Annotated in this window: 23 protein-coding genes; 12 read left to right on the top strand and 11 right to left on the bottom strand. The window is 64.3% G+C overall.

What is annotated here, in order from left to right; genetic code table 11:
- Positions 1–20: 20 nt before the first annotated feature.
- The gene (locus tag BB28_RS25290; RefSeq protein ID WP_075874117.1) at positions 21–248 is read left to right on the top strand and encodes a hypothetical protein; all 228 of its coding nucleotides are present in this window, start codon (positions 21–23) and stop codon (positions 246–248) included.
- Here BB28_RS25290 and BB28_RS00650 read toward each other — a convergent pair.
- Complete coding sequence (locus BB28_RS00650; RefSeq protein ID WP_046252109.1) at positions 245–931, bottom strand: histidine phosphatase family protein; 687 nt, start codon at positions 929–931, stop codon at positions 245–247. The genes BB28_RS25290 and BB28_RS00650 overlap by 4 nt on opposite strands.
- Complete coding sequence (gene pheA, locus BB28_RS00645) at positions 928–1,854, bottom strand: prephenate dehydratase (protein ID WP_046252107.1); 927 nt, start codon at positions 1,852–1,854, stop codon at positions 928–930. Before pheA ends, BB28_RS00650 begins: the two co-directional genes overlap by 4 nt.
- Before the next feature lie 145 nt (positions 1,855–1,999).
- On the opposite strand from pheA, the gene BB28_RS00640 reads away from it, so the two are divergent.
- Positions 2,000–2,785, top strand: a complete 786-nt coding sequence (locus tag BB28_RS00640) for a DUF2470 domain-containing protein (RefSeq protein ID WP_046252106.1) — start codon at positions 2,000–2,002, stop codon at positions 2,783–2,785.
- On the opposite strand, the gene BB28_RS00635 is transcribed toward BB28_RS00640, so the two are convergent.
- A complete protein-coding gene (locus tag BB28_RS00635; protein ID WP_046252104.1) occupies positions 2,782–3,471 on the bottom strand; it encodes an alpha/beta fold hydrolase in 690 nt (229 codons plus the stop codon). The genes BB28_RS00640 and BB28_RS00635 overlap by 4 nt on opposite strands.
- A 22-nt stretch (positions 3,472–3,493) precedes the next feature.
- On the opposite strand from BB28_RS00635, the gene BB28_RS00630 reads away from it, so the two are divergent.
- From BB28_RS00630 to BB28_RS00610, 5 genes are all read left to right on the top strand, one after another.
- Positions 3,494–4,255 carry a CPBP family intramembrane glutamic endopeptidase gene (locus BB28_RS00630; protein WP_046252103.1) on the top strand — a complete coding sequence of 254 codons (762 nt, stop codon included), beginning with the start codon at positions 3,494–3,496 and terminating at the stop codon, positions 4,253–4,255.
- Positions 4,256–4,581: 326 nt separating this feature from the next.
- Positions 4,582–5,523: an LCP family protein gene (locus tag BB28_RS00625; RefSeq protein WP_075874118.1), complete on the top strand. Its 942-nt coding sequence runs from the start codon at positions 4,582–4,584 to the stop codon at positions 5,521–5,523.
- 18 nt (positions 5,524–5,541) lie between these two features.
- On the top strand, positions 5,542–6,099 hold the full coding sequence (locus tag BB28_RS00620; protein ID WP_046252100.1) for a ferritin: 558 nt from the start codon (positions 5,542–5,544) through the stop codon (positions 6,097–6,099).
- Positions 6,100–6,270: 171 nt separating this feature from the next.
- Positions 6,271–6,816: a ferritin gene (locus tag BB28_RS00615; protein WP_046252099.1), complete on the top strand. Its 546-nt coding sequence runs from the start codon at positions 6,271–6,273 to the stop codon at positions 6,814–6,816.
- 177 nt (positions 6,817–6,993) lie between these two features.
- Positions 6,994–7,887, top strand: coding sequence for an SAM-dependent methyltransferase (locus tag BB28_RS00610; protein WP_046255418.1), 894 nt, complete (start codon positions 6,994–6,996; stop codon positions 7,885–7,887).
- 9 nt (positions 7,888–7,896) lie between these two features.
- On the opposite strand, the gene BB28_RS00605 is transcribed toward BB28_RS00610, so the two are convergent.
- From BB28_RS00605 to msrA, 5 genes are all read right to left on the bottom strand, one after another.
- Positions 7,897–8,952 (bottom strand): GGDEF domain-containing protein, encoded by a 1,056-nt coding sequence (locus BB28_RS00605; protein ID WP_046255417.1) that lies wholly within the window; start codon positions 8,950–8,952, stop codon positions 7,897–7,899.
- A 75-nt stretch (positions 8,953–9,027) separates the two neighbouring features.
- Positions 9,028–9,897, bottom strand: coding sequence for a glycerophosphodiester phosphodiesterase (locus BB28_RS00600; protein WP_109550442.1), 870 nt, complete (start codon positions 9,895–9,897; stop codon positions 9,028–9,030).
- Positions 9,872–11,035: a DUF4328 domain-containing protein gene (locus tag BB28_RS25410; protein ID WP_109550443.1), complete on the bottom strand. Its 1,164-nt coding sequence runs from the start codon at positions 11,033–11,035 to the stop codon at positions 9,872–9,874. The genes BB28_RS00600 and BB28_RS25410 overlap by 26 nt, the downstream gene beginning before the upstream one ends.
- Positions 11,036–11,116: 81 nt before the next feature.
- Positions 11,117–11,443, bottom strand: coding sequence for a rhodanese-like domain-containing protein (locus BB28_RS00590; RefSeq protein WP_046252097.1), 327 nt, complete (start codon positions 11,441–11,443; stop codon positions 11,117–11,119).
- 244 nt (positions 11,444–11,687) lie between these two features.
- Positions 11,688–12,443: a peptide-methionine (S)-S-oxide reductase MsrA gene (gene msrA, locus BB28_RS00585; RefSeq protein ID WP_081252329.1), complete on the bottom strand. Its 756-nt coding sequence runs from the start codon at positions 12,441–12,443 to the stop codon at positions 11,688–11,690.
- 175 nt (positions 12,444–12,618) lie between these two features.
- On the opposite strand from msrA, the gene BB28_RS25285 reads away from it, so the two are divergent.
- The 4 genes from BB28_RS25285 (at position 12,619) to BB28_RS00565 (ending at position 15,937) form a co-directional block, all read left to right on the top strand.
- Positions 12,619–12,774 (top strand): hypothetical protein, encoded by a 156-nt coding sequence (locus BB28_RS25285; protein WP_101312434.1) that lies wholly within the window; start codon positions 12,619–12,621, stop codon positions 12,772–12,774.
- Between the two features lie 197 nt (positions 12,775–12,971).
- Positions 12,972–13,595 (top strand): superoxide dismutase, encoded by a 624-nt coding sequence (locus BB28_RS00580; RefSeq protein WP_030096167.1) that lies wholly within the window; start codon positions 12,972–12,974, stop codon positions 13,593–13,595.
- A gap of 155 nt (positions 13,596–13,750) precedes the next feature.
- The gene (locus BB28_RS00575) at positions 13,751–14,284 is read left to right on the top strand and encodes a hypothetical protein (RefSeq protein WP_046252096.1); all 534 of its coding nucleotides are present in this window, start codon (positions 13,751–13,753) and stop codon (positions 14,282–14,284) included.
- A gap of 1,254 nt (positions 14,285–15,538) precedes the next feature.
- Entirely contained in the window at positions 15,539–15,937 is a 399-nt protein-coding gene (locus BB28_RS00565; protein WP_046252093.1) for a secretion protein EspR, read from the top strand.
- Between the two features lie 103 nt (positions 15,938–16,040).
- Here BB28_RS00565 and BB28_RS00560 read toward each other — a convergent pair whose 3' ends face one another.
- The 3 genes from BB28_RS00560 to BB28_RS00550 all read right to left on the bottom strand — a co-directional run bounded on the left by BB28_RS00560 (position 16,041) and on the right by BB28_RS00550 (position 19,216).
- Positions 16,041–17,156, bottom strand: a complete 1,116-nt coding sequence (locus tag BB28_RS00560; protein WP_046252092.1) for a hypothetical protein — start codon at positions 17,154–17,156, stop codon at positions 16,041–16,043.
- Positions 17,153–17,644 (bottom strand): M48 family metalloprotease, encoded by a 492-nt coding sequence (locus tag BB28_RS00555; protein WP_030096171.1) that lies wholly within the window; start codon positions 17,642–17,644, stop codon positions 17,153–17,155. The genes BB28_RS00560 and BB28_RS00555 overlap by 4 nt, the downstream gene beginning before the upstream one ends.
- Before the next feature lie 66 nt (positions 17,645–17,710).
- A complete protein-coding gene (locus BB28_RS00550; protein WP_046255413.1) occupies positions 17,711–19,216 on the bottom strand; it encodes a hypothetical protein in 1,506 nt (501 codons plus the stop codon).
- 316 nt (positions 19,217–19,532) lie between these two features.
- Between BB28_RS00550 and BB28_RS00545 the strand changes: the two genes are divergently transcribed.
- On the top strand, positions 19,533–20,189 hold the full coding sequence (locus BB28_RS00545; protein WP_046252090.1) for a DUF6474 family protein: 657 nt from the start codon (positions 19,533–19,535) through the stop codon (positions 20,187–20,189).
- Position 20,190: the final 1 nt, after the last annotated feature.

Below are 20,190 nucleotides of genomic sequence, written 5' to 3'. Positions count from 1 at the left end.
TACGGTGCTACAACACCGGTATGAAGAAATCACCGGAGTGGCGCCGCGCCATCAGCTGCGGTGTGGCATGCCGTGACTGCGTCCAGGACATCGATCACTGCCACGGCACTCTCATCGTGCATTCCACTCGCCACGCCGAGTGCACAGATCGCGATTGCGACGGACTCCATCTACTTCGACACAGCCTGGTTATCGATTGCATTGCCGCACAATGTGGTTGTGAAGGCGAGATACAACTAGCCGGTTAGCCCATCGGGTCGGCCGACTGCGCCAGTTCCTCTGCGCTGGCAGCCTCCTGATGCGGAAATGGCGCCACCGCGTCACCCCAGTGCACGCAGCTCCATCGCCCATCGGTAATCGGCGCCAGCACAACCGCTTCCGCGTTGCGCAGATGCCGGTTCACCGCAAAGCCGGGATCCACCCCGGCCAGTGTGGCCGCGACCAGGCGAATCGCCGCGCCATGGCTCACCACCACCACATCGCCGGTCGACGCATCGTTTTCCAAGTGCCGCAGTCGCAGTTCGGCCACCACGGGCAGGTACCTGTCGAACACATCCTGAGCGGATTCGCCGCCGGGCAACCGAGCTCCGAAATCACCGAAATGCCAACGCTCATAGGTGCGGTCAAAAACCTCGAACGAGTCCAGGCCGGTGTGGTCTTCCAGCTCCCCGGCCTGTACCTCGTGCAAACCGTCTAGCTGAAGTGCTTCCACACCAAGGTGTTCCGCGATCTGACCGGCGGTCTGAACGGCGCGCACCGCCACCGAATGCACCAGTGCTGCGGGGGCATGCTCCTCGTACTGTCTGGCGAACAAGCGTGCCTGCTGTAAGCCGAGTTCGGTCAGCGCCGCACCGGGCGGTTTGGTGTCCAATCGGCGTTCGACGTTTCCATAGGACTGTCCGTGCCGGACCAGGACAAGGCGCCCACTCATCGCAGCTTCCCTTCCCGCGTTTCGGCCAGCCATCCCGACGCCTCGTCCAACACCGGTGGGTTGGCGCCGTCGGGTGCCGTCGTCTCTCGTGGCCACGATCCCAAATACCGCACATCCTCACAACGACGATGCAGTCCCTTGAGTGCCTCACCCACCGCGACATCGTCGATATGCCCGACACAGTCCAGGAAAAAGCGATACGTACCTAGCCCGGTCCGGGTGGGGCGGGACTCGATACGGGTAAGATCGATGTCCCGGATCGCAAACTCGTTCATGGCGGCAGCGAGGGCACCGGGTACGTTCCCCAGCCCGAGCACCACCGAAGTGCGATCGGAACCCGTGGCCGGTGGCGGCGGCCCGGGTTGACCCACCAGGACGAAACGGGTGTGCGCATGCGCTTCGTCCACGACACCGCTGGCCAGGGCATTCAGACCCAGGCGCTGCGCGGCCCATTCTGTACACACTCCCGCATCGGCCCGCTGCGCCTTCACATCCTCGGCCGCGGCAGCGTTCGAGTTGGCGGCGACCAGCTCGGCGTTCGGCAAGTTCTCCGCCAGCCACTCGCGTACCTGAGCGACGGCGATCGGGAAACCGGCGACGGTCTTCACGTCCTGCGCGGAGGTGCCCGGCCGCACCGCGATCGTGAAGGACACCGGCAACACCGCCTCGGCGAAAATCTGCAGCGGAGTACCCACCGCGAGGGTGTCCAGCGTCGGTACCACCGGGCCTTCGAGTGAGCTCTCGATCGGAACGCACGCGTACGTCGCGTCCCCCTTCTGGACCTGCACCAATGCGTCGCGCGCGCTGGCCACCGACACCGGCTCCACCTCGGGCAAGCCTGGAATCCGCCCCGTCGTCCGCAGCTTGATCAGCGCGGCCTCGGAAAACGTTCCCTCCGGCCCCAAATACGTGATGCGCTGCACACTCCAAACCTTAGGCGTTCCATCGCCCGGCGAACCCCCGACACAGTCGACAGCACAGGTGTCCCTTGCACTCTCCACGGTCCATTGTTAACTTAGGCTTACCTCAGTTGGTTGATACGACAGGGTTCACAAGGAAAGGGTCGCCATGACCGCAGCACCGCCCACCACCGCAGAGCGCGTGCGCTCGGCATGTGCCCGCGCCGCAAGCTCCACTCTCGCCATCGCCGGAGCCGATGTGGTCGGAACCTCGCTGCACCACCTGTTCGACGACGGAACCTTCGCCGTCGCGGTCCCCGCCGACAGCGCGATCGCTGCGACAGTGGTCTCCGCGGGGCCGAACGGCATGCCGGCACTCCTGGAACTGACAGACCAGGCCCCGCTACCGCTGCGCGAACCGGTCAGATCCCTGGTCTGGGTACGCGGCAACGTCGTGGCCGCCACCGATCGGGAGGCCCGCGGCATCGTCGACGTCATCGCCAGCCGCACACCCGATCCGGCACTCCTGGACATCCGCACCGATATGCGGCTTCGCACCGAACCCGGCTCTATTCTGCTGTGCCTGACCGTGGAGTCCGTCGTTGTCGCCGATTCGACCGGCGCCGAATCGGTCGATGTCTCCGCGCTGCTCGGCGCGCGCCCCGATCCCTTCTGCGCACTCGAGGCCGGGTGGCTCTCACATATCGACAACGACCACCGCGATCTGGTCGAGCGGCTGGCGCGGCGCCTTCCGCTGAGCCTGCAGCACGGTGAGGTGCGGCTGCTCGGCATCGACCGCTACGGCATCCAACTGCGCGTGGAGGGAGAGGCCGGCGACCACGACGTCAGACTGCCGTTCAACGAACCCGTCAACGACACCGCCGGACTGAGCCAAGCGCTGCGTATCCTCGCCGGCTGCCCCTTCCTCAACGGACTGCGCGCGAGAAAGATCTAACCCAGCAACAGCTCGCGCAACACCCCGGCGAACATTGCCGGAGCAGTTCGGTGCGCGAAATGGTCCTGTCCGACAAGCTCTTTGACTCGCACACCGGGCACCCGCCGCGCCAAGTAGCCCACTGGCTCGCGGAACTGTATCGGCGAGTTGGCCCCCTCCAAAAGCAGCATTGGGATGACCGCTCGGGTGTATTCATCGAGCACCTCCGCGCACTTTTCCAGCGCGTGAAACTCCCGCGACACCGTCACCGAACGCGCCCGGACAGCCTCGCTGCCTTCCCGATTCGCCAACGCCACGCTCTCCGACACCGGAAGCGGCGGCTCGTAGAGGACGACGGCAGCCACATCAAGTCCGCGACGTAACGCCTCTAAGACGACAACGGCTCCGAACGAATGGCCGAGTATCACCGCATCGGGCCCGGCCTCCGCGGCCACCGCGATGACGTCATCGGCCTCACGCGCCAGGCTGTGCTCTGCCGCGTCGGTGCTCGCGCCGTGTCCACGCCGGTCGATGAGAAAACAGGTGAAGTCCCGTTGCAGCTCGGTGGCGACATCAGACCAGGTCGCCCCCGAATCCATGGCTCCGTGCACCATGACGAGCGGTGGCCCCTCGCCGGACACGGTCAGGCTCAGCCGCACTCCATCGGGCGATGCCACATAGCGCAACGCGCTCACCACATCGGACACTCTTCTACCAATACCAGCCACAATGAGCGCCGTGGCCGAATCGGACATGTCAGCGCGCACAATCCGCATCGAGATGGGGATCGTGCTCGCCATCAGCTTCGGGATGAGCGCTGTGAGCGCCCTTCTGCAGTTCACATCTGCCGTCATCATGGGACTGTCCGGCCAGACCGTCGCCCTCAATCCCCGCCGCGCCGAGCTGAGCCTGATCGACCTCGGATTGAATCTCGTGTCGATCACCCGGTTGATCGCGTGGGGCGCACTCGCAGTGTATCTACTGTGGCGCAGCGGATTCGGTCTGTCATCGATCGGGCTCGGTCGCTGGTGCTCGCATACCGATGGCCTGGGGGCGCTCGGATTGGCGGCGCTCATCGGTCTTCCGGGCCTGGCGTTGTACGTCGGCGCGCGCTGGATGGGCTTGAGCGTTCAGGTCATTCCGGCCGCACTCGACGACACCTGGTGGCGCATACCGGTGCTGGTGCTGTCCGCCTTCGCGAACGGTTGGGCCGAGGAAGTGGTGGTCGTGGCCTATCTGCAGACCCGACTGCGGCAGCTGGGCTACGGAACGGTGACCGCCATCGCGTCCTCGGCACTGCTGCGAGGTTGCTACCACCTGTATCAAGGCATCTCGGCCGGTATCGGAAATCTGGTGATGGGTCTGGTCTTCGGATACGTCTGGCAGCGGACCGGACGACTATGGCCGCTGGTCGTCGCCCATGGCGTGATCGACACCGTGGCCTTCGTCGGGTTCGCGTTGCTCCGGGATCACCTGAGCTGGCTCCATTAGCCTCATCTCATGGGATGCGCACGATGACCGAGCCCACCATCCCGTTCCGTGGACGGCGCCCCCACCGACGGGACGGGCGGGAGGACAGCGAGGTCATCCGGCGATATCCGCAACAGCCGCCGCCTCCACCGGCCCGCACCCCGCCGCGTCGACAGGGACCACCGCCGCCGCGCCGCGAACAGCCCCCGCCACCGCGTCCGTCCTCACGTGATGTGCGACCCCGCCGGCCGGCACCGCCGGCCAAACCACCTCCGCCCCCGCCGCCGTCACGGCCGCGCCGTGCGAGACGGTGGGGCACCTGGATGCGGCGCACTCTTCTTCTCGCAGTGACCCTTGTTCTCGTCGGGTTCTGCACCATCGTCGGCACGGCGTTCTGGATCGACGGGCGGTTGCACCGCGTGGATGCGCTCACCGACTATCCGGAACGACCCTTGCCCGGCAGCGGAACAAATTGGCTTCTGGTCGGCTCCGACAGCCGGCAAGCCCTCAGCCCCGAACAGGAGGCGGAGCTCTCTACCGGCGGCGACACCGGCGATGGCCGTACCGACACCATCCTCGTGGTGCACATACCGGCCTTTTACGACGGTGGGCCCGCCACCACGGTGTCCCTCCCCCGCGATTCGTACGTTCCCATTCCCGGATACGGAAGCGACAAGATCAACGCCGCCTTCACGCTGGGCGGAGCGGCTCTGCTCACCCAAACCGTCGAACAGGCCACCGGCCTACGCATCGACCACTACGCCGAAATCGGATTCGGTGGATTCGCCTCGGTGGTCGATGCCGTCGGCGGTGTCTCGATGTGTCTCGACGAGCCGATCGACGACCCCCTAGCCGGAGTCAACCTGGCCGCCGAGTGTCAGATACTCAACGGGCCCAAGGCACTTGGATACGTGCGCAGCAGGGCCACACCTCGCGCAGACCTGGACCGCATGACACATCAGCGGGTCTTCATGGCCGCGCTTCTTCACCGCGTGAGCAGTCCAGCGGTGTGGGCCAACCCATTCAGGTGGTATCCGCTCGCCACGTCTACCGCCGATTCCATCACCATCGCGCAGGGCGATCACAGTTGGAATCTGGCTCAACTGGGCCTGGCCCTAGCCGGCTCTACACAAAACCTGACAATGCCCATCGGCTCGTTCTCGTCGAACTGGGCGGGGGACATCGTCACCTGGGATGAGGATGCCTCGGCGCGGCTTTTCGAGGCCCTGCGCACCGGTCAGCAGGTTCCCGCAGACCTCTTGCCCGACCCGGCCACACCGACCCCTTGACGCACTAGGCTTTTCGGTGTGGCTACCACCGACCTCCATGCGCGTGCATCTTCACCGTTCCTCGAACTGCTGCGGGACCAAATCGGCAACGAGTTCACGGCCTCCCAGCAGTACATCGCGATCGCGGTCTACTACGACGATGCCGATCTGCCGCAGCTGGCCAAGCGCTTCTACGCGCAGGCGGTCGAAGAGCGCAATCACGCGATGATGATCATCCGCTACTTGATCGACAAGAACGTGGACGTCTCGATCCCCGGTGTTGATGGTGTCGTGAACGAATTCGCCGATGCGCGCGCACCCATCGCCCTGGCGCTCGAACAGGAGAAGCGCGTCACCGACCAGATCACCGCGCTCGCCCGTGCGGCTCGCACGTCGGGCGACTACTACGGCGAGCAATTCATGCAGTGGTTCCTCAAGGAACAGGTGGAAGAGGTCGCCGCCATGGACACGCTGCTGACGGTTGTCGATCGTGCCGATCATGACCTGTTCGATCTGGAGAACTTCGTGGCGCGCGAGCTCAACCGCCCCATCGGACAGGACCCAACGGCACCCTCTGCCGCCGGGGGCGCACTCTGATCAATTTTGTGCACGACGATTTCCAATTGTTGTTGCACGGAAATTAACTTTGGCTAAGTTAAGAATCCGCCAATTACCTTACGTAAAGTTCGGCAATTACTTAGGTGACGGTAACCTCATTAAGGCTGACCTTGGCTGACAAGGCCTCTGACCTGGTCTATTGTCGAGTTCATGTCCGTGAACGACACTCCCAAGACTAAATTCAACGCGCTTCTCCACGACCAGATCGGCCACGAGTTCACCGCGTCGCAGCAATACATCGCTATTGCCGCTTATTTCGATGACGCCGATCTTCCGCAGCTCGCCGCGCATTTCTACAAGCAGGCGGTAGAAGAGCGCAATCACGCCATGATGATCGTGCGGTACCTGATCGACCGGCGCGTTTCCGTGGAGATCCCGCCCGTAGGCGCGGTCACGAACGGATTCACCGCGCCGCGTGAGCCGCTGGCGCTCGCACTGGCTCAGGAGCAGACCGTTACCGAGCAGGTCACCGAGCTGGCCCGCACCGCCCGGGACGAGGGCGACTACATCGGCGAGCAGTTCATGCAGTGGTTCCTCAAGGAACAGGTGGAAGAGGTCGCCCTCATGGACACGCTGCTCACCGTGGCCGAACGTGCCGGAGACAACTACTTCGACCTGGAGGAGTTCGTCGCACGCGAGATCTCGGTCGAATCAAGCGATCCCACCGCTCCCCCGGCCGCGGGTGGCTCGCTGTAGCCAACCTGACGCGCAGCTGACTGCTCTCCCTCGTCTCGACCACGGTCGAGACGAGGGAGAGTTTGTTTTCGCGCCCATCACACCCGTTTCCTCACTCCCCGTCGGCTAATCTTGATTGGCAGATCCTGATTTGCCACCTCAAAGGACGACGCTATGGAAAGGGGGGCGGCGTACCGGATGTCCCGCGGCAGACAGATTCAATTGACGCTCACTGCTTCTCGCGCCATAGAGTCACTTCGAGCCAACCCATTGTTTGTCGACACATTGGCCCAACACCTGGTACTGGCATCGGGTGACCCCTATGCGCTGGCACTCCTCGACCATCAACCAGCGGATTCTCCCGTTGCTGCGGATCCGACTAGCGACCACAAATCGTTCATCGCGCATTGCCGGTCACTGATGACGCGTCACTACGATGACTCCCTGCTGGCCGCAACACATTCCGGCGCCCGCCAGGTCGTGCTGCTAGCGGGTGGGCTAGACACCCGCGCCTATCGGCTGGACTGGCCTGATGGCACCACGGTCTTCGAAGTCGACTACCCGGAGCTACTCGGCTTCAAGCAGGAGGTGCTCGCCGAGATTGGTGCGCAACCGCGTGCCGAACGCCGACAGGTCGGAACGTTCCTCAGTGGGCCATGGCAGCCCGACCTGACCGCAGCGGGCTTTGACCCCGATCTACCCACCGCGTGGCTGGGCGAGGCACTCGTCTCACATCTGCCAGGTCCGAGCCATGACGCACTCTTTGAGCGCGTCATCGAAATGTCGGCCCTCGGCAGCACCATCGCCACCGACACCGACGGCGCGGCCCCCTCCGGCCAGCCATGGGCCGACGTTCGTGACGCGTTGACTTCCGACACATTCCAGGTGCAGGAACTCACTCTGGCCAACGACGGACGGACCCGTTCCGGTGAGTGGTTGTCGGGGCACGGCTGGCTTGCAGGCACGACCACCGGTCACGAACTCGCACAGCGCTACGCCAACGCTTTGAGCGATGAGCCGGCGCCGTACGCCCAGGAGTTCGCGGAACGCCGGTTTCTCACCGCGACGCTGCCTTCGACATACCTTTCCTAGCGCCGAGATCTAGGACGCCGCACTGAGGTCCGAATCGCGAGCGCGCTTGACGCGATAGAGCACCTCATCTGCGGTTCTGCGCAGAGACTCGAAATCAAAGCCATCATCGCCCGTCGATTGCCAGGCCGATCCGATGCTGACGGTGGCACCGTGGGGTCCGATACCAGCGCGCGGTGTGCTGACCCGTTCGATAAACGCGACTGCTTCTTCGGCCCGATCATGCAAGGCGACGATCATGAACTCATCACCGCCCACCCGGGCCGTGATATCGCTGGCCCGGGCAGTAGCGGTGAGCACCTGAGCGACGGCTTTGATGGCTTCATCGCCCGCCTCGTGTCCCAGCGTGTCGTTGATTTCTTTGAGACGATCCACGTCCACCAAGACGACGGCAACGATTCGCGGGGCGCGCTGCCCGTACAACAGTGAGCTCAACGCCAGTTGCACACCACGGCGGTTCAACAATCCGGTAAGCGGATCCTGGTGTGCCGCAATGGAGACTGCTGTCAGCGATCTCCTACCACCCTCGATCACGGCCTGGATGATGAGGGGTAACAACACCACCGAGGAGATGACGGGTGCGTGGTAGACGTACTGCTCGAAAAGTGTCGCCTCACCGAGATGGACATTCCACACCGTGATGGCACAGACCGCCGCGGTCGCAAAGACACAGTGAGCGGCCAGCACCCGCCAGCCGAGCAAGAACGCTGCGAACACACCCACCAGGCCCATATGTGAAATCGCGCCCAGCCGGGACGCCGGCGCCGAGAGCATGCACGCACCGATGAACAGTGAGATATCCGCCCAGCACACGAAGGCGATCGCGGTGCGGCGCTTAGGCCAGGGCAGCACGATCCAGCACACCCCAACAACCAACGAAGAAGCCACCAATACACCGTGAATGACTCTCAGCAACAACCCGTGCGGCCCCATCGGATGGAGCTGAATGAGTACCCCGAAGATCACGATCGACATGCACAGCAATCCGATAGCGATCTTGAGAGGAGCCAGGTTGCGGCTGACTCGCAACGCGCGCGTGGCGAGTCTGTACTCCTCCCCGTATGTCAGCGACGCGTCACCAGCCACAAGGTTGATTATGGGCCTGACCCGCGTAGCAAATAGGGGTTAATGACAGAAATTCAACTACAGCGCGGTGCCGGTGAGGCCCCGTTGCAACCATGCTTTGGTGCGGCCGGGATGGTTGGTGGCTATCCAGGCGACACCTATGCTCCGGCAGAATTCGACGTCTTCGTAATGGTCGACGGTCCAGCAGTAGGTGGCTCGCCCCTGCGCCGCAGCCCGGTCGACCAATTCCGGGTGCTCGCGCAAGGTGGCGATAGAGGGCCCCACCGCAGTGGCTCCCACGGTGGTCGCGGCACTGCCTCCCAGATATCGCGACGTCTCACCCAGGAGCACGGTCGGCAGCATGGGCGCCGCGCGACGGATACGCCATACCGCCGCTGCCGAGAACGACATGACGACTGCCCGCGACATATCCGCTGACGCCGGTGCGGCGATGCCGAACCGATGCAACAACGCCAGCACCTTGTTTTCCACCAACGATCCATAGCGGACCGGATGTTTGGTTTCGATGAACAGTTTCACCGGGCGGTTCCAGTCGAGCACCAGGGAGACCAGCTCTTCGAGGGTCAGCAGCCCGGTGCTCGGTCCAGCCTCCGCTCCGCCGGGGTGCCATCCTCCGAAGTCCAACGCGCGCAGCTGGCTCAGTGTCATCTCACTGACCAATCCGGTCCCGTCGGACGTGCGATCCACCCTGCGGTCGTGGACGCAGACCAGTTGTCCGTCACGAGTGAGGCGAACATCGCATTCCACACCATCTGCACCCTCTTCGAGGGCGAGCTCGTACGCGGCAAGAGTGTGCTCGGGCCGATCCGCCGACGCACCCCGGTGCGCGACGACGAACGGGTGACGCTCGGCCCTGCCGTCTATCTCGTCGGCTCCTTGCACGAGCTGAAGGTCCTCCCCATCACCAGGCTCCGGCGACTCGGTCACGCTCCAATGCTGCCGGTTCCTGCCCCGTCCGTTCAACCGCAGCGCCGGAATTGTCCTCGCGTGTCGCCGGCACATCGGGTTGATCGGCGTCGATCGGGACTGGCCCTTGCGGAGATTCCACCGCCAGCCAGCGCACTGCCCGGTGATGTCCTTCCGGCGCGGTGAAGCCGTCGTACACACGCCGAAGGGACCAGACCGCTACCGCCGCGATCGCGTAGTCGATGGCGGTGAACAGCGCGTTGTCCGCTACTCCCTGCACAGTGACCGAGTCACGGGCCACCCAGGTCACCAGCACCAGCAGCCAGGTCACGCCCCACAGAATCGACCACCACACGATGTTTCGGTATTGCCGGTACCAGCGGTTCTCTATCTTGGCGAGCTCCAGCAGCAGTAGGGGTACGCCGACGATGTTCACGATCGGCAGCAGACACCCCACGCGGATCTCCCAGCGCGCCCGTGGATCTTCAAATCCCAGGTCCCGATATGTTTCGGCCCGACGCGCGATCATCCACTCGGTGAGGAACCACGCGGTCGCCACCATCACCGCGAAGGCGAGCGCCACGCTGAAGAGCACTAGCCCGTTCGACGTGCTGGCGACGAATCTGGGAATCAGGGCTCCGCGGTTGTACACCATCAACGCATATCGAAGAAAATGGGCACACGAAACGATTGCCAGGGTGATGATTGTGGCCAGCAGGAGCCTTTCGAGCACCCGGCTGGGGACACGACCCCCGGCTATCCCTTGGCGTGAGGATCCCGCCGGTTCGATGTGGTCGACCAGACCCCAGCGCGGGATGTACGCGTAGCGGGGCGTCGGCCCGAGCGGACGGCGGCGGCGGGTGGCGGTCGGGGGCGAGCCAGGGCGCACGGCAATCCATCGATATCCCGCGGGCAGCCGTGTCGGACGGGCCGGCGGACGCCCGGTCGGTGTTGCCACGGGCCCCTGTGCGGCGGGCGGAACCCAATACTTGCCACCCGATGGCTGCGCAGCAGCGGGCGGACGCGATACCGGCGCGGCATGGCGCGCCGGAGCGGTTATGCCTGGCTCAAGCAGCGTGCCCCGACACCGCGGGCACCAGTATCGACGCTGCTCACGCACGTTCCACTGGGTACCGCAGCGGGAGCACACCTGGATCATTCGTCCAGCGTAACGGCCTGAGGGGGCAATCGGCAGCGAGTAGTGCACGGCGACCAACCCGCGAGGTTGGTCGCCAGGCGCTCAGCTGATGGTGGGTTTACCTGCTTGTACCCACGCCAACATGCCACCAGAGACGTTGCTGACATCGAATCCGTTGCGGTTCAGATAGGCGGCCGCGCGCTGAGATCTCCCGCCCGCATGGCAGATCACCCACAGCGGAGCATCCGGATCCAGCTCGTCCATCCGGGAGGGCACATCACCGAGCGGTATATGTTGCGCGCCGTCGATATGGCCGGCCGCCCACTCGTCGTCCTCACGGACGTCAAGCAACTTGACACCAAGATCCAGTGCGGCCGAGATCTCGTGGATGCCGACCTGTGGAACCTCATCACCCGAGGGGAAACTCATCGTCCATTCCTGTCGCTTGATCGGTATGACACCTGCCGCGCCTGCAACTTTTCACAGTGTGACGCACGCCACAGCAATGTCGGCTTATCCACAGTATCCACAGGTTGATCCACAAACCACATGCTGCTCATTTGCATTTGCGCTGGCCAGGACTTCGTAGCGGCGCTCAGCAGGGCGGGCGACGGGGAACCGTAGCACTGCCTGTGCATAGTTAGCGAATTCATAGTCGCTGCCGTGGGATAGCTCACGCCTGCGCTGGACCACCGGGCGGCACATCCAGTCCGACCGGGCAGGACACCGACGTCCCACCTAGACCGCAGTATCCGTTCGGGTTCTTCGCCAGGTACTGCTGGTGGTACTCCTCGGCATAGAAGAAGGTCCGAGAAGCCGACTTGGAATCCCCCAGCGGGCCGTCCAACGGAGCAATCTCCGTGGTGACGGCGCCATACCCGGCCTCAGCAAGAGCCGCCCCGTACCGCGCGGCGCTCTCGGCGGCCTGTGCCGCCTGGCTCTCACTGGTCGTGTAGACGACCGAGCGGTACTGCGTGCCGCGATCATTGCCTTGCCGCATGCCCTGGGTCGGGTCATGACTCTCCCAGAACTGCACCAACAGCTGTTCGTAGGTCACCTCGCGGGGGTCGAACACCACCAGCACCACCTCGGAGTGACCGGTCCGCCCCGAACACACCTCTTCGTAAGTCGGATTGGGCGTGTAGCCCCCGGCATAGCCGACGGCCGTCGAATAGACACCCGGCAGGTTCCAGAACCCACGCTCGGCACCCCAGAAACAGCCCTCCCCGAACACTGCGGTGTCCAGCCCCTCGGGAAAGGGCGGCACGATCGTGCGGCCGTTGACGAAATGGACGCCGGACACCCGAATCGGCGTGGCACGCCCCGGCAGGGCCGCACCCTCTTCGACGATTGCCGACTTTCCGGGTTTGAGCCCTTCCTCGAGCCGTCCCAGGATCTGATCGCGAACGTTATCTACCCAAGAAGCCATGGGCTCAATGGTACGCCGTTGCATCCCACCAATTTGCTGGTCTAGCTGGGGTTTCCAGGTACACGCAGGGTGAATTTTCGCGCATCGCGATTTGGAGCTATGATGACCGTCACACGCGAGATGCTGTGACTCATCTCACCGTGAGGGTAGTTGCAATGTGAGCAGGAGGGCAACGATGACGGCACAGTCGGCAGGGCATGAGTCGATGTCCACTTCCGGCTGGCAGCTGACACCTCGCTGCTACAACACGTCCTACCGCGTCGCGGCATTCCGCGCGCTAGTCATCGCCGTCATCCTCGCGGCCGGCCTCGCGATTCTCATCCTGATCTAGCCGGGATATTCGGCGCCCGGTTTGATCCGGCCAACATTGGGTAACCAATTGAGGATGCGTGCGTCCTTGCGACGCGTTGCGCAATAGAGCAGGGTTGAATCGGTAGGCCGGCGCATCCGGTGAAACCGGTTTGGCCGTGTCTTCTCATTGAATGGATCTGCACACACGCGGATACGAAGCAAGCCGAAAGGAATCTCGTGGCTGAGTACACACTGCCCGATTTGGACTACGACTACGGAGCGCTGGAGCCCCACATCTCGGGACAGATCAACGAGCTGCACCACAGTAAGCACCACGCGGCATACGTCGCGGGTGTCAATTCCGCTGTCGCCAAGTTGGAAGAGGCTCGCGAGAAGGGCGACCACGCCGCGATCTTCCTCAACGAGAAGAACCTGGCGTTCCACCTCGGTGGCCACGTGAACCACTCCATCTGGTGGAAGAACCTGTCGCCCAACGGCGGCGACAAGCCCACCGGCGATCTGGCCGCCGCCATCGACGACCAGTTCGGCTCGTTCGACAAGTTCCAGGCGCAGTTCACCGCCGCGGCCAACGGCCTGCAGGGCTCGGGCTGGGCCGTACTCGGTTACGACAGCCTGGGGCAGAAGCTGCTGACCTTCCAGCTGTACGACCAGCAGGCCAATGTCCCGCTGGGCATCATCCCGCTGCTTCAGGTCGACATGTGGGAGCACGCCTTCTACCTGCAGTACAAGAACGTCAAGGCGGACTACGTCAAGGCGTTCTGGAACGTGGTCAACTGGGCCGACGTGCAGGACCGCTACACCGCGGCGACCACGAAGACATCAGGTCTGATCTTCGGCTGATCTTGCTGCTTCGCTTGGGCCCCGGGTTTGTTACAAATCCGGGGCCCAAGTGTGTTACCGGCGTGTCCGCTAGCGATTGCGGGCCGACTCCGCGCATGGTAACTCTGGAATAAGCAGCGTCGCGCAATGTGGATTGTGATGTCGCGGAGGCAGATATGGCAACCAGTTCCGATCAGCCGATCGAGATCGCGCCCTTCCATGCGGGCGGAGCACTCAGAGGGTTTGTGGTGTGCGGCCGCTGGCCCGATTCCACCAAAGAATGGATGCAGCTGCTGATCGTGACCGTGCGCATCGCCACGCTGCCCGGATTACTTTCCACCACAACGATTTTTGGCGCACGCGAAGACTTACCCGACGATCCCGCGCCCGGCATGGTCGGACTCGTCATCGCCGAAGGAACGGTGCTTGGAGAGTCCGCCGTCGCACCCGGGCGTTTTGCGGAACACCAACCACCCGCGTTGCTGATGCTCCATCCACCGTCTGAGACCAACCCGACACTGCCCGAGTGCCTTGGCGCGGCCTCCGGTTGCCTTCTTCTCCCAGGATTGCCACACCTGGGCCTGGAGCACCGCGCCGCCTGGGTCGAGGCCGAGTCGGATGGCACGGTGACATCGGTGGTGAGCCGAGTGGGCATCGATCCCATCAGCGACCCCGATACGGCCGTTTTGGCCATGCTGCTTGCCGCATAAGGGAATTGGGAAGACTCGACTTCCCGGCTAGACGCCACGAAGCGGCTTCGTGAAGCTGAAATCCACTCGCCCGCTGGAATTTTCCAGATCGGGCCGCGCCGCGCCAGCGGATGGCCGAAGACCTGACGGCGTTCGATCGGCCTGCCCACGGCAGTCTCGACGTCGTGTCCGGCCCATGAGTTGTGCGCCCCGCTGCGCATATTCAGACGTGTCGCGACAGGGGGAAGATATCCGGCAGCAGTTCATGGCCTCTACGTGGCCATCAGCCGCGTCCACGGGGCCACGAGCCCTGAAGCGCCCCGCCTTCCACGCGCGTTCGGCCCTTACCGGCTCCGCGAATCGGCCGCGGTGTGCAAGAACGGCGCAAACGACGATGCCGAACCAGCGACCACCCACGCGAGTTCTTTCCTCTTCCTGGCGACCATTTCCTCATTCCTTGCAGACAGGCCCGGCGCCTCGACAGCGCAGGCCGCGGTCACCCTTCCCAGCCACCATCGGTCCACCGGCACATGGTGCGGCTCTCCGGCGGGCGGGGTGTGCGCTAGCACGGTCTCCATTACATCGGGCACTTCGCCACGCCGTGCCGATCCGCCACGTCTGCTCGCGACGAACGATGGCGACAGTCGCCGCGAGTCCGGTTCTGAAGGATCCGAGGCGGCGCCGAAGGGTTTCATCGCGTGGCAGTGACCGCCCCCCGTCGCTCTGGGTTGCTGTGATCTTGCTCACAGCGAGTAGTGGCGGATTTACCGCTGGTCAGAGGGGATGCCCTGTTGGCGACCACACTTGCGGTCGATGTTCCAGTATTTAAACGTTACGACTGCGCGGCGATTCGCACCATAATCGCAAGCTGCCGTTATCGTCACGGGCATGACATCGTGCCAGGTCAGCGAGGCATGCGCCGAGAAAGCGCGGCGTCGGTGTCAGTAGCAACGAAGCAGGTTATACCGCCGGGCCCTGTGTCCGGCCGACTTAGGAAACGAATGCCGCTTCCCCGCACAGCCCGCGGCGGGGTCTCCGAGTCGTCGCCCTGGGGATTCATCAATCATTTGCCTGAGAACGAAGATTCCCAGATCGTCCCGAATATTGGACGCTGCACAGATGTGCCCGAGCTAGCAGGTTTGGATAACCGAACACTATGTCCACCGTGGGCGAACTTGGTGGTTGCGCTTGGCTCCAGGCAAAATTAAGGTTACGATGGGCAGCAAATACGTCCCCCGAATTAGCAACTTTATCTGTTTGTGGAGGTAAGGCTCGATGAGCACCACGTTCACCGCACGTCTGAATCGGTTGTTCGACACCGTGTATCCGCCCGGACGCGGCCCTCACACCTCTGCCGAGGTGATCGCGGCCCTGCGTTCCGAGGGCATCACGATGTCCGCGCCATACCTGTCGCAGCTGCGATCGGGTAACCGCACCAACCCTTCGTCGGCGACCATGAAGGCACTCGCGAACTTCTTCCGGATCAAGCCGGCGTACTTCACCGACGACGAGTACTACGAGAAGCTGGATCAGGAACTGACCTGGCTCGCCAACATGCGCGACGAGGGCGTCCGCCGGATCGCAGCCCGCACCGTGGGTCTGTCCGTCGAGGCGCAGGACCGCATTACACAGGCCGTCGACGAATACCGTCGTCAAGAGGGTCTCGACAGCTAGTCCGCCGCTCGCCTGGCCGGTCCACTCGGGGAAGGACCGGTCAGTTTGGCGTTCACCGCTCATCGAGTCGGCGGAGTACGCACAGGGGACGGCGATGTACAACTTAAGAACGACGTTCGGCATGCACCAGTCTGCGGTACTCAGTGGCGATCGCGAGAATCCATTCGCGATCGGAGTATCCGTCAGGCTGGTGTAGCCATTCCGGGCCTGGGAAGTTCTCCTTCGGATCACCTTTGGTAAGAACCCATTTCACTACCGCATGTGCCTGCACTTCGGGCGGCACGTCGAGCTTGGCCGGCTCCACACCGAGCTCGATATCGCCCTCACCCTCCGCCTCTGGGTCAAGCCCCTGGGCGTGCATTGCTTCCAGGAAGAGCGCGTCGGAGATGTACGCCATGCGATCTGCCACCTGGAAGGCGAGCGGTCCACGGGGCCGCACTCCGATCGCCGCATCCGGCTGCCGCTTCTTCAGGTCCTTGTATAACGGTGCCAGTACGAACATTTCGCGGCGAGCAACCAGCCAGGTCTCGAAGGTCGGCAACAACGATCCCACCGCCACCATCGCCATCGCACAGCCGATCAGTGTGGCCGCGGTCCCGATCGTCACATACTCCGACTGGGCCACAGCCACGCCTGCGACCACCAAAACGGCGAGTACCAGCAGGCTGATCCCGACGGTGAAAAGAAACAGGGCGCGACCACGGCGGCTGCGATTCGAGTAGGCCATCCCCGCCCACAAGACCACCGAAAGCGCCACGGCGATGTACAGCATCGGGATGAGCCAGGCTGTGCCAGAGGCGAATCCGCCAAGGTCGTGCTTCAGAAAATCGCGTGGTGTCATCTCGGGCTGCGGGCCACGGGAGAAGAACACGGCGAGGCTGGCGCCGGCGATCACGGCTGCGGCCAGGTACTGCCACCGCGCCCATCGCCTGTTGTCCGCCGCGGTGCGGTTCGCGGACATACTGGTGATCATCACGCAGCTGCCCGCCGCGCAGGCCGTCAGCGCGGCTTGGCTCACGGCCACCGAAATGTTTGGCCAGCCCAGCGAGCTGTCCACAAGAATCGTCAGCGGCTCCCAGTTCAGCGCCGATACAAGTGCCAGGCTCCCCAACGCAACAATCATGCCGGTACTCACCGGGGATTGTTTGTGGACGAGCACCCACCCGATGCGCAAACCCGTCGCCATCCCCAGCAGCCCGGCAATCACCCAGGCGATCACCCAAAGGCCTCCCCGAGCCTCACCTGAACAATGGATGCGCGATCAGATGGCAGTCGGCCAAGCCGGTACAGCAGCAGCGCCGCGAAGTCCTCGGCCTCTTGTTCGGCCTCCATCCCGGCCGCCCCCATGCAGCCGGTGCGCTGAGAAAGCATGTACGCGATGAGGTCATCGCTGGCGAATTCGGCTTCGTCCCTAGCCATTTCAACCACAGAGATGCCCTCGTGCCGCAACACCACATGCCCGAGTTCATGGGCCAGGGTCCGGTCCCAGGTGGGTAGGCCACGCTGGATGATGAAGATGTCTTCGTTCTCGTACTGGCGCCACTGACCGCATACGCCGGGCGGCAGATCAGCCGAGATGATCTCGATGGACCGGTCCCGATCGCGACCAACGGCCTCGACGAGGGCCGTCAGTGTCACCTCACCCTTACGCGGGGCGAGGTCGAGCACAGCACTGACGGCGTCGGTCACACGACGGCCTGCACCCATGTGTGTCTCCCCTCACCGTGTGCCTTCCCGGACAGACCCCTAGCGGGGTGCTGTATCGATTCTCCCCTACTCCAGGAAGCGGGCGGCAGCGGAGGCACGCACGGTATGCCCGGCCTTGGCTTGCCGGTACCCGATGGCGCCTCCCACGAAGGTCATCATCGCGATGCCCACAGCACCCGGAATGGCTACCGCGGCGATCTCGGAGGTCTTCGTCAATCGGAGGTAGTCGCCGTAACCGGTACGCGGCGCGATGGTCTCGGCCGCGACGAACTGCTCGATCGGTTTGGTGACCGCCTCGGGTTGCTTGGTCCCGCCGGCGGTCACGATGGCGTCGCCACCGCGGCCCCCTTCGGCCTGCTTGATGGTGACAACCGGAGGCGCCGGGGGTACGACAGGCGCCAGCGGAGCGATAACCGGCGGCGCGGGCGGTGCCGCGATGGCGACCGCGGGAGCCTTGGGCGTGGGCACGGTCGGCGGAGCGATGGGTCCGGTGTGGATGCCGGGGTTTCCGCCCGGAGTGCGCGTTCCGGCCGCGCCGCCGAAGGGGGCATCCGGATTCGGGATGCCGCCGAGGTTCGGAAGCCCGGGCAGCGTGATCACGGGGGAGTGCTCGCCCTCATGATCGTGCGTTGTGTCGTGCTCGTGAGTGGTCTCATGATCGTGCGTCGTACCGCCGCCGGCGCCAGGCGTGTGCGTCGAGGTGCTCGGCTTCTTCTTCCAGATGATGATCGTGCGCCCACCCACATTGAGGGTGACGCCGGGAACCTTGGGCTCCTCGGCCGATGTCTCGTGCTCTGTGTGTGTGCCGGGAGCCGGCGTGCCGGCAGTCGCGCCTGGCGCCGTCGCGTTGTGCGGCGAGGTCGCGGTGTCGGCCTTGGGCGTCGTGGCAGTCTGCGTCTTGGGGGCCATCGCACCCGCGACAGAGCCCAATGCGCCCTTCAAGGTCGGCGACTCTTCGGTGTGAGTTGTTGTGCCACTAGGGTTTTCAACCGACGGGGACTCTGCGTTCGGGGTGTGGGCACCCGCAGTACCACCGGAATGCGGCAGCGTTATCCCGGTGCCCCCACCGATTCCCACACCCGAGGTGCTACCGGTGGTACCAGAGGTACTGGTGCTCGAACCGGAACCGTTGATGCTGGAACCGGCGCCACCGATGGTGCTCGAGCCGGAGTTACCGGAGACATGTTCGGAGGAGTTACCGCTGGAGCCCGCAGATCCCGGCTTCGGAACATTCGCTCCGGGACCCTTGTCTTTGTCCTTGTCGCCCTTGGACGAATCACTGCTACCGCTGCTGCCCGCCGCGCTTTCCGATCCAGAGCCGCCGTGCAGGCTTTTGCCGAAACTCGGAGATGAGGGCGCGCTGCGCGTGCCGCCGCTGCCCGGCCCACCGCCGCCACCGGATCCCCCGCCGAGCAGGCCACCGGTGATCTTGTGGATTGCACCACCCAAGCCGTGGTCGTGGTCGTTGTCGCCACCTGATCCGCCGCCGGGTTTTGCATCCGCGGCCGGCGTCGATATGGCGAATACTCCAAAGCCCCCCATGAGCGTCCCCGAGCTGAGCACCGTCACCACAGCAGCACGCGCCGAGGCACGCTTCAGCTGCTGGCTCCGCCCGCTCGGTTTTGCACGATGTCGCCCCACGGCGAACAGCATGCCGGTGATTTGCTCGCAGGTCAAATATCTGTGACGAATTGTGGGCCCTTTCACCTCATGTTCCCCTTGAGCCGCCTAAATGATTGCTGCCTGGACTTCGCTGGGGGCCGCGGGGAACCTTTGCAGCGCGCGGCGCGACCACCTAAATACGCCGCCCTATCCGCAGGGGGCCAGCGCAGGTCGGCGCGCTAGGGTTAGCGCCACACTCGCAACGCGATGAACGGAGGCCGCTGGGATGGGTTTTCTCACCAGCCGCAAGAGCCGCTCGACAAAACGCGCCGAGGCTCGGGCTCTGAAGGCGAAAGCCAAGCTCGAAGCCCGCTTGGCGGCGCGTAACGACCGGCGACGGATGCACATGCAAGCGCGCTCTGAATCCGCCGCCCGGCGTGACTCACGCAAGACAGAGCTGGCGACGTTGAAGGCCCAGCGGCAGATCGCCCAGGACCAGCTCAGGGCAGTGCGTGAGGGCAAGCTGCTCTCACCCACCCGGATCAGGCGCACGCTGACGGTGGTGCGGCTGCTGGCCCCGGTGCTGCTACCGGTGTTGTACAAGGGCGCGATCGCGGTCCGTGGGGTGTTGGATCAACGCCGCGCCGACCGCCTCGGGATACCGCTGGCGGAGCTTGGCCAGTACTCGGGGTTCGGGGCGGAGTTGTCGGCTCGTATCGCCGGCGCCGAGCAGTCCCTGCAGGCCGTGCTCGACAGGGCGCCCAAGGACGCGGAGACCAAGAAGTTCACCTCGGCGGTCCGTGCCCGGCTGGAGGAGCTCGGTACTGCGGTGGGAGCTTCCGAGCACATGCCGCCGACCCGCCGACGCGCGGCTCATGCCGCGATCGCCCGCGAGCTCGACGGCATCGACGCCGACCTACTTGCCCGACTCGGGGTGAGGTAGT

Origin of the sequence: Mycobacteroides chelonae CCUG 47445, from assembly GCF_001632805.1 — a bacterium.
Classification (GTDB): domain Bacteria; phylum Actinomycetota; class Actinomycetes; order Mycobacteriales; family Mycobacteriaceae; genus Mycobacterium; species Mycobacterium chelonae.
The sequence above is the reverse complement of the archived record's forward strand: the minus strand, read 5'-3'. Positions and strand labels throughout refer to the sequence as shown.

What these genes read in the sequence shown, in the direction of transcription:
- BB28_RS00565 (WP_046252093.1), top strand. Translation starts at nt 15,539, where the DNA reads ATGAGCACCACGTTCACCGCACGTCTGAATCGGTTGTTCGACACCGTG.
- BB28_RS00545 (WP_046252090.1), top strand. Translation starts at nt 19,533, where the DNA reads ATGGGTTTTCTCACCAGCCGCAAGAGCCGCTCGACAAAACGCGCCGAG.
- BB28_RS25410 (WP_109550443.1), bottom strand. Translation starts at nt 11,035, where the DNA reads ATGATCCAGGTGTGCTCCCGCTGCGGTACCCAGTGGAACGTGCGTGAG.
- BB28_RS25285 (WP_101312434.1), top strand. Translation starts at nt 12,619, where the DNA reads ATGACGGCACAGTCGGCAGGGCATGAGTCGATGTCCACTTCCGGCTGG.
- BB28_RS00630 (WP_046252103.1), top strand. Translation starts at nt 3,494, where the DNA reads ATGAGCGCCGTGGCCGAATCGGACATGTCAGCGCGCACAATCCGCATC.
- BB28_RS00575 (WP_046252096.1), top strand. Translation starts at nt 13,751, where the DNA reads ATGGCAACCAGTTCCGATCAGCCGATCGAGATCGCGCCCTTCCATGCG.
- BB28_RS00610 (WP_046255418.1), top strand. Translation starts at nt 6,994, where the DNA reads ATGTCCCGCGGCAGACAGATTCAATTGACGCTCACTGCTTCTCGCGCC.
- msrA (WP_081252329.1), bottom strand. Translation starts at nt 12,443, where the DNA reads ATGGCTTCTTGGGTAGATAACGTTCGCGATCAGATCCTGGGACGGCTC.
- BB28_RS00590 (WP_046252097.1), bottom strand. Translation starts at nt 11,443, where the DNA reads ATGAGTTTCCCCTCGGGTGATGAGGTTCCACAGGTCGGCATCCACGAG.
- BB28_RS00640 (WP_046252106.1), top strand. Translation starts at nt 2,000, where the DNA reads ATGACCGCAGCACCGCCCACCACCGCAGAGCGCGTGCGCTCGGCATGT.
- BB28_RS00555 (WP_030096171.1), bottom strand. Translation starts at nt 17,644, where the DNA reads ATGGGTGCAGGCCGTCGTGTGACCGACGCCGTCAGTGCTGTGCTCGAC.
- BB28_RS00650 (WP_046252109.1), bottom strand. Translation starts at nt 931, where the DNA reads ATGAGTGGGCGCCTTGTCCTGGTCCGGCACGGACAGTCCTATGGAAAC.
- BB28_RS25290 (WP_075874117.1), top strand. Translation starts at nt 21, where the DNA reads ATGAAGAAATCACCGGAGTGGCGCCGCGCCATCAGCTGCGGTGTGGCA.
- BB28_RS00615 (WP_046252099.1), top strand. Translation starts at nt 6,271, where the DNA reads ATGTCCGTGAACGACACTCCCAAGACTAAATTCAACGCGCTTCTCCAC.